Here is a 12,553-nt window from a genome sequence, read left to right as displayed (position 1 = left end):
AGGATTGGTCATGATCAAGACGCGGCGTTTTCGGGGAACTTGGGCCGTTTCGGCGGCGTGTTTGGGCATCGGGGTCCTCTCGCTGTGCGGTGCCGCGGCGGCCGCCGACGGCGGCTTCCGCTCGCCCGAGTTCATCGCGGCGGCCGCGGCCGCCAAGACCCTCTACGTCACCGAGGCGACGGCCAACGCCGTGGCCGTGGTGGACGCGGAGAAGGGAACGGTCGTCCGCCGGATTGACCTGCCCGACGCGCCCGGCGGCGTCGCCCTGTCGCCCGACGGCAAGACCCTGTACGTGACCGGCGCGGTCCCCGCGGGCGTCGTGCGCGCCGTGGACGCCGCCTCCGGCAAGGTGCAGGCCGAGATCGCCGTGGGCCACACCCCCGTCGCGCCGGTGGTCAGCCCCGACGGCGCCCTGCTCTACGTCTGCTGCCGGTTCAACAACGATGTGGCCGTTGTGGACCTGGCGGCCAAGTCCGTCGCCGCGAGGATTCCCGTGACGCGCGATCCCGTTGCCGCCGCCGTCACGCCCGACGGCGCGCGCCTGATCGTGGCCAATCTCATGCCCGCCGGGCCGTCCAACGGCGACTACGCCGGGTCCGCGGTGTCCGTGATTGACACCGCCACCCGCGCCGTCACCGCGACGCTGGCCCTGCCCAACGGCAGCAACGGCCTCCGGGGCGTCTGCATCTCCCCCGACGGCGCCTTTGCCTATGTCACCCACATCCTCGCGCGCTACCAGATGCCGACCACCCAGCTTGAGCGCGGCTGGATGAACACCAACGCCCTCACGGTCATTGACACCGCGGCGGGCGCGCTGGTGAACACGGTCCTGCTGGACGACGTGGACATGGGCGCGGCGAACCCGCGGGGCGTCGTCTGCACGCCCGACGGCGCCTCGATTCTCGTGGCCCATGCGGGCACCCACGAGATCAGCGTGATTGACCGCGCCAAACTCCACGAGCGCCTCGCCAAGGTGGCCGCGGGCGAGCGGGTCACCGAGGTCTCCGCGAAGCCGGAGGACGTGCCCAACGACCTGTCCTTCCTCGTCACCCTGCGCCGACGGATCAAGCTGGCGGGCAACGGCCCGCGCGGCCTGTGGACCGACGGCGCGAAGGTGTGGGCCGCCCAGTATTTCACCGACGACCTGGCCGTGGTGGAGCTGGCCTCCGCCAACCCGGCCCGGACCGCCGGCCGCATCGAGCTGGGCAGCGCCCCCCTCACCCCCGAGCGCACCGGCGAGCGCAACTTCCACGACGCCGCCCTGTGCTTCCAGCACTGGCAGAGCTGCGTCAGCTGCCACCCGGGCGCGCGCGCGGACGGGCTGAACTGGGATCTGCTCAACGACGGCATCGGCAACCCCAAGAACACGAAGAGCATGCTGCTTTCCCACCAGACGCCCCCGGCCATGGGCCTGGGCGTGCGCGACACCGCCGAGACCGCCGTGCGCGCGGGCATCCGCCACATCCAGTTCGCCGTGCGCCCCGAGGAGGACTCCGTGGCCATTGACACCTACCTGAAGGCGTTGAAGCCCGTGCCCAGCCCCCTGCTGGAGAACGGCAAACTCGGCGCCGCCGCCGAGCGCGGCAAGGCCGTGTTCGAGCGCGCCCACTGCGCCGCCTGCCACCCGGCCCCGCTCTATTCGGACCTCAAAATCCATGACCTGGGCACCACGCTGGGGCTGGACGCGGGCAAGCCCGTGGACACGCCCACCCTGGTGGAGGTCTGGCGCACGGCCCCCTACATGCACGACGGCCGCGCCGCCACCCTCATGGAGGTGTTCACGGTCCACAACAAGGACAACCGGCACGGGGACACGGCGGGCCTGTCGGAGGAGGAGCTGAAGGACCTGGCGGCCTACGTGGGATCCCTGTGAACTTGACGGCCCGTCCGGTGTTTCACCGGAGGGCGGGCTTGCCGGGCCGCCGGAGCGCGGCCCCCGGGGGCGCGCTGCGGACGGCGGCGGCGCCCGAAACAGGAAGCCGGAAAGACCGGCGGGAGCAGTGATGAAGGATAGCAGTAAACCGGCGTCCGAAACCGCGTCGGAGCAGGATGGAAAATCGCTGACCGTGCGCCGCGGCGCGGTGGAAGGCGAGTGGTTCGTGACCGCAAACCCGGCCCCGGGCACGACACCCGCCGCGCTGGGCCGCGAGGTGGCTGCCTGCCTCGGGAAACTCGGTGCCCATGTGGTCTCCATGGAGATTTTCGGCGTGCCCGGCGTGGCGCTGGCGGACATCAAGAAGGCTTTCGGGACCATCGCCTGGCCCGTCACCTGGGTGACCGAGGGCTGCTCCGCCGCAGTGCCCCTGCGCGGAATGCAGGTTTGGGCCGTGAGCGGCGTCCGCCCCGCCCCCGTGACGGTGGACGGCGCCGTGGTCGGCACTGTGTTCACCCGGGGCGGCGTACGCTGGTGCCGTCTGGGAGGGCTGGTCCCCCGCGACCTTTCCCTGTCCCGCCGCGACCAGACCCGCGCCGTGTTCACCCTCATGGAGCGCGGGCTGGAGGCCGCCGGGCTGGGCTTCGAGGATGTCGCCCGCACCTGGTTCTACAACCATGCCATGCTGGAGTGGTACCGCGAGTTCAACGAGGTCCGCACCGCCTTCTTCTGGGACCATGGCGTCTTTGACCGGCTGGTTCCCGCGAGCACGGGCATCGGCGGGGCCAACGCCGCCGGCGCCGCGCTCACCGCCGGGGTGCTTGCCGTCCGCGGGGCGAAGGTGGCCCTGGTGCCGTCGCCCCTCCAGTGCCCCGCGCCGAACTACGGCAGCTCCTTCAGCCGGGCTGTCGAGATTGCCGCGGGGGGCGGGCGCCTCCTTACCGTCTCCGGCACGGCAAGCATAGACCCCGCGGGCAACAGCGTCTTCATCGGGGACATGGACCGGCAGGTGGGGCTCACCCTCGACGTGGTCCACGCCATCCTCGCCTCCCGCGGGATGGACTGGAAGGACGTCTGCCGCGGCATCGGCTATTTCAAGCGCCTGGAGGACGCCCCCGCCCTGGACCGCGTCCTCGCGGCGCGCGGCATCGCCCCGCTGCCCCTCATTTCCGCCAACACCGACATTTGCCGCGACGAGCTGCTCTTTGAGATGGAGGTGGACGCGGTCCCGGCCGTCTGACCCGGCGCGCCCCTGCTCTGCATGGGCGGGACCGTCGGGTCCATGCGCCCCTTTCCTCCCGGCCCGCCGCCGGACCGCTTCCATTGGAACACCGGCGGACAGTATCCTTACAGCCAGAATTACGAACTGGGACAGATGGGCTGGTTCGGGCCGAACCAGGAGGCCCGCGTGACGGGACTCTTCCGGCGGCTGTTCGCCGGGATGACGCCCGTTCCCCCCGCCGCGGGCTGAAAGGCCCGTGTCCCGTCCGTCCGCCGGTTCCGTGGATGCCGCGCATGTTTCGATGGGCCAGAATGTTCGCCGCCCTGTTCTACCTCGGAGCGCTCTTCTCCGGGGCGGCGTGGCTTGCCAACCGGCATCTCGCGTTTGACGGGCTGGTGGCTGTCGCCGTCGGCGGCCGCGAAAGCCTCGCCGTGCGCCCCGCCGGGGAGGGCGCGGGGTTCACCCCGTCCCCCCACCGCGGCCTGTCGCCCGACCTCCTTCCCTTCGACAACCCCGCCGCCGCCCGCCGTCTCTTTCCCTCCTCCGGCCGCTTCGACGCCGAGGGGCTGGGTTTCGCGCTGGAGCTTCGGCGCGCCGAGGTGATGGAGCGCCTCCCGGACCTGGAGGTGATCGAGGCGCGCGCGGCCGGGACGGAGCCCGTCGAAGTTCCCGCGAAGTCGGGACAGTCCGTGCCCGTGCCCGGAGGGGAGGGCACCGTGGTCGAAGTGGGCCCCTGGGCGGGGATCATCCCCGAACCCGGCGGCAGGCCGCTGGCCGCGCTCTCCTGGCGCCCCGCGCCGGACGCCCCCTGGACCCAGGGCGTTTTCCTGGAGGAGGGCCGGTGGACCTTTCTGACGCCGGAGGCGGCGTTTCATCTTCAGTGGGCAAGGGACGAGGCCGCCGCCGAAGCCGTGCTTCCCGAAGCGCCGCCGGGGCTCGACGCCGCGCGCTGGGGCGTGCGCGACGTCCGCCGCGTCCACTGGTTCCAGTCCTTCGAGCCCGGAACTGCCTGCACCGTCTCCGACGGCGCGGAGTATGTGCTGCTTCAACGGCCCGAAGACGGTGCCCAGACTTCCGTGCTGCGTGTCGGGGTCCGAAAGGGGGAGGAGAAGCGGGTGTTGGAGATTCCCGCCAACACCGCCGGGGCCGATGACCCCGTGCTCTTCGAGTATCCCGGCGCGCTTCCCGTGCGCGTGCTGGTCCGGCCCTGGCGCGAGGGGGCGGCCCGGGTGGCCGCCTGGCGCGGTGCTGACCGCCTGCCCTCCGCGCGCATGAAGGAGGGCGACGTGCTCGACTTGGGCGGCGGCGCGGCCCTGCGGCTCGACGGCGCCGCCCCCGCCGCCGTGCCCGTCGGCACCTCAGGCAGCCCCGTGCAGGCGGCCCTCGTGCGGACACATACCGGCGCGCTCCTGCGCCTGCGCGAGGGGCTTCTTCTGCGCGACGAGGGCGTCTCCTGGCGCTACCGCCGCCTGCCGCAGCCCCCCCGCATGCGCTACACCCTTGCGCGCGGGGGCACGGAGCATGTCCTGGAGCCCGGCGGAACCGTCACCCTCGGCCCCTGGACCTTCGCCCAAACAGAGGACAATCTTGCCGCCGAAAAAACGGCCCTCCTGCGTGCCCGCCGCTCCTGGGGCGGCCCCCTCGGCCAGGTCGCCGTGGCCCTCCTCGTCATCGGCGCCCTCGGCTGGGCGGTTCTCAGCGCCCGCCGTCCCCGGAGACCTGAGTTTCCTCCGCCGCCCCTTGCGTGCGGGGACGCCCCCGGGCCTCCCGATGAGGAGGGGGAAACGGACGGGGAAGGGGAGTAGCCCCGAATCCTGCCCCTGTTTTTCGCGGTGTCCTCCGTTTCTCTGCGGGGACATTCTCCCTGCGTTGACTGGGACGACCCATTATGAGAGGATAGACCCGGACGGGGCGGCAGGACGGCCAACCGGAGACCGGCGGTTATGACGCGATGGATGCTGGCGCTGTGCGTGATGCAGGCTGCGGCCCTGGGCGCGGCGGCGGACGGGTTCCGCGCGCAGGTCGAGGCCGACTGGCAGGTCCAGCTTGCCAACCGGTTTGAGGGGCCGAAGATTCCGGCCACCCGCGAGACGGACGCCCTGGGCGGCTGCGACGGCGTGAAGGACGGCAAGTGGGGCTTCCACACGGGCGGCGAGGCCGACCCGTGGTGGCAGGTGGACTTGGGCGCGGAGACGCCCCTGGACCGCGTGCTGCTCTGGAACCGGTGCGACGCGCCCGACCGCTGCAACAGCGTCATCATCCAAACCTCCAGCGACGGCCAGACCTGGTCGGACGTCTACACACACACCGGAACCGTGTTCTACGGGTTCACGGACGGCAAGCCGCTGGCCGCGTCCCTGGGCGGCGCTCCCGCGCGCTTTGTGCGCGTGGCCCTGCGCGGCGAGACCTTCCTCCATCTCGACGAGGTCGAGGTGTTTGCCCAGGCGGACCCGTCGGCGAACATCGCCCTCCGCCGCCCGGCGACGCAGAGCGGCGTGTCGCAGTGGTCCGTGGACCACACGCAGACGGAGCCCCCCGCCCCGGACTTCACAGAGCATCTGGACCGCGCCGTCCGGCGCTGCCATGAACTCATCCTGATGCGTGCGGGGGAGGGGCTGGACGCGGGGCGCCTCTCCAAAATGCTGTCGCGCGCGGAGCGGAAGATCGAAAAGCTCGCCGGGGCCGCCCCCGACGCCGCGCTGTTCAACGAGGTGCGGTGGATCCAGCGGGGCCTGCTGCTCATGGACCCCCTGCTGAACTTCGACGAGATCCTCTTCGCCAAGCGCGTGCCCGGCTCCTTCAACCACATGTCCGACCAGCACTACGGGTGGTTCTCCCGGCCCGGCGGCGGGCTTTACCGCATGCGCGGGTTCCGCGACGGCGCGCCCGAGCTCGTGTGCCTGTCGGACGCCTTCACCGAGCCCGGCAGCTTCATGCGCCCCTCCCTCTCCTTCGACGGGACCAAGGTGCTCTTCGCGTGGTGCAAGCATTATCCCGGCCTGTCGGACCATCCGGACAAGCTGAACAAGGCAAACGTTCCCGAGGACGCCTTCTACCATGTCTACGAGATGAACCTCGACGGCACGGGGCTGCGGCAGCTTACGCGCGGAAAATACGACGACTTCGACGCGCGCTACCTGCCCGACGGCCGGATCATCTTTCTCTCCACGCGCCGCGGCCAGTTTGTGCAGGCCGGCGCCGACACGGCGGCCCGCACGCTGGAGGAGCCGGCCCTGCCGGACTGCTATGTGCGCTGCGGCGGCGGCCCGGAGCGGCCCGTGGCGGTGTACACCCTGCACACCATGGAAACCGACGGCACGGGGCTCAACGCCATCTCCCCCTTTGAGATGTTCGAGTGGACGCCCAGCGTGGCGCACGACGGCTCCATCCTCTACTCCCGCTGGGACTATGTGGACCGGTGGAACATGCCCTTCATGAGCCTGTGGTCCATCCACCCCGACGGCACAAACACCCGCATCGTGTACAAGAACTACACCCATTCGCCCCACTGCACCTTCGAGCCCCAGTGCGTGCCGGGGTCCAACAAAATCGTTTTCACCGGGTCCGCCCACCACGCGCAGACCATGGGCAGCCTCGCGCTGCTCGACCCGACCGTCGGCACCGAGGGGACCGACCCCATCAAACGCCTCACGCCCGAGGTGGTCTTCCCCGAGATCGAGGGCTGGCCCGCCACCTACTACGGCAGCCCGTGGCCCCTCTCCGAGCGGCTGTACCTCGTGGCGTGGGGGCTGGTGCCCACCCCCACCTACCCGCAGCAGCGCCCCGACAACGACATGGGCCTCTACCTCTACGACGCGGACAGCGGCCAGCTGGAGCTGCTCCACCGCGATCCGAAGTTTGCCTGCGAGTGGCCCCTGCCCGTGGCCGCGCGCCCCATGCCCCCCGCGCTGGCCGGCACCGTGCGCGCCGACGCGCCGAAGGAGGGGAGCTTCCTCGTGGCGAACGTCTGCGAGGGGCTGACCACCGTTAAGCCGGGGGACATCAAGGCCCTGCGCATCGTCGCCGTGCCCGCGAAGACCCACCCCACCATGAACTTTCCCCCCATGGGCATCATGGCCGACGACCCGGGCAAGTGCGTCCTCGGCACCGTGCCCGTGGAGCCCGACGGCTCCGCGCATTTCCGCGTGCCCGCCGGGGTGACCATGTTCTTCCAGGCGCTGGACGACCGGGGCGTGGCCGTGCAGACCATGCGCGGCGCCGTCCACGTGCAGCCCGGCCAGACCCTGAGCTGCGTCGGCTGCCACGAGCACCGCATGACCGCGCCCCCCGCGCAGGCCTTCGCCGCCGCGCGCCGCGAACCGTCCCGCGTCACGCCGGGGCCCGACGGCACCTGGCCCTTCCGCTACGACCGGCTGGTGCAGCCCGTGCTCGACACACACTGCGTGTCCTGCCACAGCCCCAAGGGGGAGGACAAGCGCGCGGCGCGCTTCCGGCTCACCCCGGAAAAGTCCTACGAGGCCCTCTGCGGCTACGGCAAGCCGAGCCTCGTGGACAACGTGCGCGAGGGATACCTGCGCGGCTACTCCATCGAGGGCACCGGCCCCGCCTCCACCAGCCCGATTCTCGCGCTGCTGGACGCCCCCAAAGGCCATTACAATGTCTCCCTCTCCGCAGAGGAGCGGGAGCGTCTGGTCATCTGGCTCGACGCCTACGGCCAGCGGCTCGGCTCCTTCTCGGACGAGCAGGAGCGGCAGCTGGAGGAGTTGAAGGCCGGGAGCGCCGGCCTGCTGGCGGCAAGAAACTAGGCGCCCCCACGCGGGCGCGAAAGGAGAACGGCATGAACGACATGGACCGGCGCGGCTTTCTGAAGGGGACGGCGGGGGCGCTGGCGGCGGCGGCGATGATGCCCGGCGCGCGCGGCGAGGCGGCGGCCCTCCCCAGGCCGACCGACATGCGGACCCTGGGAAAGACCGGCATCTCCTGCACCTATCTCGGCGTGGGCACCGGCGTGCGCGGCAGCGCGCCCGGCATCACGTCGCAGAGCATGGCCATGAGCGGCTCGGAGTATGTGGGCATGCTGGAGCACGCCTACCGGCAGGGCATCCGCTACTTTGACATGGCCGACCGCTACGGGTCGCACCACTACATGAGCGAGGCCATGCGGCGGTCCATCCCGCGCGACGAGGTCATGCTCCTGAGCAAGGTGTGGTCCCGCGAGCCGGAGGCCGTCCGCCGCGACCTCGAGCGCATGCGCGGCGAGCTGTCCACCGACCGCATTGACGTCGTGCTCATGCACTGTGTCCGCAACGGCGAGGAGAACTGGCCGGAGACCCTGCGCGGCGCGATGGACGTGCTGGCGGAGGCCAAGGCGAAGGGCCACATCCGCGCCCACGGCCTGTCCTGCCACAGCCTCCAGGCCCTCGAGCGCGTGCCCGACGAGCCGTGGGTGGACGTGGTTCTCGCCCGGATCAACCCCTTCGGTGTCAACATGGACGGCCCCCCGGAGGCCGTGGCGGGCATCCTGAGGCGCGTGCGCGCGGCGGGCAAGGGCCTCCTCGGCATGAAGATCCTCGGCGAGGGCAAGCCCGAGGTCGTCGCGAAGATGGAGGAGTCCTTCCGCTTCGCGGCGGAGATCGGCGTGGACGCCATGACCATCGGCTTCATCGGCACGGCGCAGATGGACGAGGTGATGGGGCGCATGGCGCCGTCCGCCTGACGCCCCGCCCCGCTCAGGAGTGGCGCAGGCTCCAGTCGAGGAAGGGCATGAGCTTCTGCGCCCGCGTGTGGTGGCGCAGTTTGCGGATGGCCTTCGCCTCGATCTGGCGGACGCGCTCGCGGGTCACGTTGAACACGCTGCCGACCTCCTCCAGCGTGCGGGGGTACCCGTCGCCGATGCCGAAGCGCAGGATGATCACCATGCGCTCGCGCTCCGTGAGCGTGTGCAGCACCTCGGTCAGGCGCTCCTTGAACACCTCGAAGGCCGTGTTGTTCGCCGGGTTCTCCGCCGTCACGTCGGGGATGAAGTCGCCGAAGCTGGAGTCGCCCTCGTCGCCGATGGGCGTCTCGATGCTGATGGCCTCCTGCGCGATCTTGAGGATGCCGCGCACCTTGTCCGTCGTCATCTCCATGGCGTGCGCGATCTCGTCCGCCGTGGGCTCGCGGCCGTAGGTCTGCACCAGCTTGCGCTGGGTCCGCATCAGCTTGTTGATGGACTCGATCATGTGGACCGGGATGCGGATCGTGCGCGCCTGGTCCGCGATGGACCGCGTGATCGCCTGCCGGATCCACCACGTCGCGTAGGTGCTGAACTTGTAGCCCCGCTGGTACTCGAACTTGTCCACCGCCTTCATCAGGCCGATGTTCCCCTCCTGGATCAGGTCGAGGAAGGACATGCCGCGGTTCGTGTACTTCTTGCCGATGCTCACGACCAGCCGGAGGTTGGCCTCCACCAGCTCCATCTTCGCCTGGTAGATCTTGTCCTCCTTCTTCGCGATGACGTCAATCAGCTCGTTGATCTGCGCCGGGTCCAGGTGCGAGTCCTTCCCGATCTGGTCTATCTTGCGCTGGGCCACGTTCAGGCGGCGCTCCGCCTCGGCCAGGTCGCCCTTGTCAATGCCCATCTCCGGCAGGATGCGGGGGCGCCTGCGCGCCTGCGCGCTGATTTTGTGGATATCCTCGGCGCTCAGGCCGATCTTGCGCGTGATCGTGTCAATCTCCAGCGTAGCGTTCAGGATGCGGCGCTTGAGCCCCTTGATCCGCCGCCCGATCTTCATGATCTCGCGCGGCTTCAGCCGGAACTCGCGGATGATGCCGCCCTGCTTGTCGCGGAACTCCCGGATGCGCTCCTCGATGTTCTCCATGCTTTTCGCTGACAGGTTGGACCGGCGCAGCCGCTTCTCCTGCGACTCGATGTCCGCCTCCAGGTCGCCGATCTGCTCCATGAACACCGGCAGGTCCTTCACGAAGCGGTGGTGGAACCGGGGCTCCTCCTCGTCCGTGATGTTCACAAAGTTCAGGCGGCCCGCCAGGATGCGCGCCGCGAGCATCTGCACCTCCTTCACCGTGTACGGCGTGCCCAGGATCACCTCGATCAGCTCCGTCTCCGCCGCCTCGATCCGCTTCGCGATCGCGACCTCCTGGTCCTTTGTCAGCAGGGGCACCCGGCCCATTTCGCGCAGGTACATGCGCACCGGGTCGTCCGCCCGCTCCAGCGTTTTCTGCAGGGCCAGGTCCTTCTTCGGCGCCTCTTTTGCCGCCGCCTTGCCGTTGCCGCCGGCGGGCGCGGGCGCCGGCGCGGGCGCCGCCGCCTCTTCCAGGTCCAGGTCCGCGTTGCACAGCGAGATCATGACCCGGTCAATCTCCTCCGCCCCCGCGTCTTCCGGCAGAATCTTGTCCATCTCGTCCAGGGACAGCTTTCCCCGGGACTTGGCGGCCGCCAGGGTTTGCTGCGCCTGCTTCGGGTCGAATTTCTTGCCGGGGGTCTTGCTCTTTGCCGTCATGTTCACCTCAGAAGCGTGGTTGATGTCCGCTGGGGCGGGCCGGGCGTTTCGCGCCAAACCGCGCCATGTCCCTCTTAGGCCGCGGGAAGTCCGTCCCGCCGCCGGTCAAGCTCTATTTTCCGCTGCTGCAGCCGCCGCAGCGCCGACCAGTCCTTGTCCCGGTCCGCCCGGGCGATTTCCGCCAGAAGCCCCTCGGACTCCCGCCGGATCGCGTCGCGGACCAGTGATGTGACCCGCTGCGTCACCACCTCCTCCGCCCGGTCCGCGGCCGGCGGCTCGTCCACCATCGCCCCGGACCACAGCGCCTTCGCCGTGTCCGATTCCAGCCCGTCGGCGGCCGCCGGGGTCGCCCCGCCCGCCGCAAACAGCGCCCGCAGCGCCTCCGTGAAGGGCGATTCCGGCAGGGTCAGGCCCGCGCAGGCCTCCGCCGCCCGGCGCAGCAGCGCCGGGTGGGCCAGCACCGCCGCCAGAAACTCCACATCGTCCCGGTGTAGTGCGGGGCGTTCCGCCGGGGCCGCCGCCGTGCGCCCGCCCGAAGCCGCGGCCGCCGGGCCGCGCTCCCGCTCCGCCGCCACCCGCTCAAACTCGCGCCGCGACGACCAGGGCTGGAGGCCCAGCGCCCGCTCGATCTCGTTGAGGTAGCCGTCCACCTTCATCCGGTCCGTCACATGCCGGATCATCTCGAAAAGTTCCCGGGCCACCTCCGTGCGCCCCTCCACCGTCACCGCGCGGTCCCGGTTCATGCGCGCGTAGAACGCCACGAAATCCGGCGCATTCTTCACCATCTCCCGGAACCGGTCCGCCCCGTCGGCCCGGATGAAGTCGTCCGGGTCCTTGTTGTCCGGGAGCGCCAGCGCCGTCACCTCCAGCCCCGCCGCCGTCAGCACCCCGCTGCCCCGCAGCGCCGCCTTCACCCCCGCCGCGTCCCCGTCATACACCAGCACCACCTTTGGCGCGTAGCGCCGGATCAGGGCGGCCTGCTGCTCCGTCAGCGCCGTGCCGCAGGTGGCCACCACGTTCGTGATCCCCGCGTCAAAGCAGCGCAGCAGGTCGAAATAGCCCTCCACCAGCACCGCGCACTTCTCCGCCCGGATGCCCTCCCGCGCCTCATGCAACCCGTAGAGCACCTTGCTCTTCTTATAGACCGCCGTCTCCGGTGAGTTGATGTACTTCGCCGGGCTCTGGCCCAGGTCCCGCCCGCCGAAGGCGACCACGTTCCCCGAAATGTCCCGGATCGGGAAAATCACCCGGTTTCGGAAGAAGTCATACAGGCCGCGCCCGCCCGACTCCCCCCGGCGGAACAGCCCCGACGCCTCCAGCACATAATTCTTAAACTGGCGTTTCAGCGCCGCCGAGACCAGCGTGTCCCACTGGTCCGGCGCGTAGCCCAGGCCGAACTTGGCCACGGTTTCGGGCTTCAACGCGCGCTTCGCCAGATAGTCCCTGCCCGGCGCGCCCGCCAGCGGCTCCGCGAGCAGCCGCTTGTAGAAATCCGCCGCAAAGCGGCCCAGCTCCAGCAGCTGCGTCCGCAGGTATTCCTCCCGGTCGTCCTGCTCCGATGCCGGGGCCAGCGGGATGCCCGCCTGGTCCGCCAGTTTGCGCAGGGCCTCCGCAAAGCTCAGCCCCTCAAACTCCATCAGGAAGCTGATCACGTCCCCGCCCCGCCCGCTGCTGAAACAGTGAAACATCTGGCGGTCGCGGCTCACGATGAAGGACGGCGTCTTCTCGTTGGTGAACGGGGAAAGGGCCTTGTAGCGCTCCCCGCCCGACGGGTTCAGCGAAATGCGCGCGCCGATAACCTCCACAATGTCCACCGCTGCGCGCACTTGGTTGATTGTTTCCCGCGAAACCTTCACTGGCAGGACGCATCCTTCCTGGACTTCACAGACAAAAAAAGGCGCAAGTCCCAGTCATATCAGGAGCTTACGCGCCGACCGTGCGGCCGGGGTAGTGCAAGAAACGCAAAAAAAAGCATTCCTCTACCGCTTGCACTTTGTC

At 70.1% G+C, this 12,553-nt stretch carries 8 protein-coding genes; 6 read left to right on the top strand and 2 right to left on the bottom strand.

Annotation, left to right across the window (positions count from 1 at the left end; genetic code table 11):
* The first annotated feature begins 10 nt into the window (after positions 1-10).
* From GXY15_03160 to GXY15_03135, 6 genes are all read left to right on the top strand, one after another.
* On the top strand, positions 11-1,873 hold the full coding sequence (locus GXY15_03160; GenBank protein NLV40213.1) for a c-type cytochrome: 1,863 nt from the start codon (positions 11-13) through the stop codon (positions 1,871-1,873).
* A 130-nt stretch (positions 1,874-2,003) separates the two neighbouring features.
* On the top strand, positions 2,004-3,113 hold the full coding sequence (locus GXY15_03155; protein ID NLV40212.1) for a translation initiation inhibitor: 1,110 nt from the start codon (positions 2,004-2,006) through the stop codon (positions 3,111-3,113).
* A gap of 42 nt (positions 3,114-3,155) precedes the next feature.
* Positions 3,156-3,344, top strand: a complete 189-nt coding sequence (locus tag GXY15_03150) for a hypothetical protein (protein ID NLV40211.1) — start codon at positions 3,156-3,158, stop codon at positions 3,342-3,344.
* Between the two features lie 44 nt (positions 3,345-3,388).
* Entirely contained in the window at positions 3,389-4,900 is a 1,512-nt protein-coding gene (locus GXY15_03145; protein NLV40210.1) for a hypothetical protein, read from the top strand.
* A 138-nt stretch (positions 4,901-5,038) separates the two neighbouring features.
* The gene (locus GXY15_03140; protein NLV40209.1) at positions 5,039-7,861 is read left to right on the top strand and encodes a hypothetical protein; all 2,823 of its coding nucleotides are present in this window, start codon (positions 5,039-5,041) and stop codon (positions 7,859-7,861) included.
* Positions 7,862-7,893: 32 nt separating this feature from the next.
* The gene (locus GXY15_03135; protein ID NLV40208.1) at positions 7,894-8,772 is read left to right on the top strand and encodes an aldo/keto reductase; all 879 of its coding nucleotides are present in this window, start codon (positions 7,894-7,896) and stop codon (positions 8,770-8,772) included.
* A gap of 13 nt (positions 8,773-8,785) precedes the next feature.
* Here the strand turns inward: GXY15_03135 and rpoD are convergent, their stop codons facing one another.
* Together rpoD and dnaG are read right to left on the bottom strand one after the other, a co-directional pair.
* Positions 8,786-10,240: an RNA polymerase sigma factor RpoD gene (gene rpoD, locus GXY15_03130; protein ID NLV40207.1), complete on the bottom strand. Its 1,455-nt coding sequence runs from the start codon at positions 10,238-10,240 to the stop codon at positions 8,786-8,788.
* A 389-nt stretch (positions 10,241-10,629) separates the two neighbouring features.
* Complete coding sequence (dnaG, locus tag GXY15_03125; protein NLV40206.1) at positions 10,630-12,381, bottom strand: DNA primase; 1,752 nt, start codon at positions 12,379-12,381, stop codon at positions 10,630-10,632.
* Positions 12,382-12,553: the final 172 nt, after the last annotated feature.

Source organism: Candidatus Hydrogenedentota bacterium, assembly GCA_012730045.1.
In the GTDB taxonomy this organism is placed as follows: Bacteria; Hydrogenedentota; Hydrogenedentia; order Hydrogenedentales; family CAITNO01; genus JAAYBR01.
Note: the sequence above shows the minus strand (reverse complement) of the source record. Positions and strands in the feature narration are given on the sequence as shown.

What these genes read in the sequence shown, in the direction of transcription:
- GXY15_03160 (NLV40213.1), top strand. Translation starts at nt 11, where the DNA reads ATGATCAAGACGCGGCGTTTTCGGGGAACTTGGGCCGTTTCGGCGGCG.
- GXY15_03155 (NLV40212.1), top strand. Translation starts at nt 2,004, where the DNA reads ATGAAGGATAGCAGTAAACCGGCGTCCGAAACCGCGTCGGAGCAGGAT.
- GXY15_03150 (NLV40211.1), top strand. Translation starts at nt 3,156, where the DNA reads ATGCGCCCCTTTCCTCCCGGCCCGCCGCCGGACCGCTTCCATTGGAAC.
- GXY15_03145 (NLV40210.1), top strand. Translation starts at nt 3,389, where the DNA reads ATGTTTCGATGGGCCAGAATGTTCGCCGCCCTGTTCTACCTCGGAGCG.
- GXY15_03140 (NLV40209.1), top strand. Translation starts at nt 5,039, where the DNA reads ATGACGCGATGGATGCTGGCGCTGTGCGTGATGCAGGCTGCGGCCCTG.
- GXY15_03135 (NLV40208.1), top strand. Translation starts at nt 7,894, where the DNA reads ATGAACGACATGGACCGGCGCGGCTTTCTGAAGGGGACGGCGGGGGCG.
- rpoD (NLV40207.1), bottom strand. Translation starts at nt 10,240, where the DNA reads ATGTACCTGCGCGAAATGGGCCGGGTGCCCCTGCTGACAAAGGACCAG.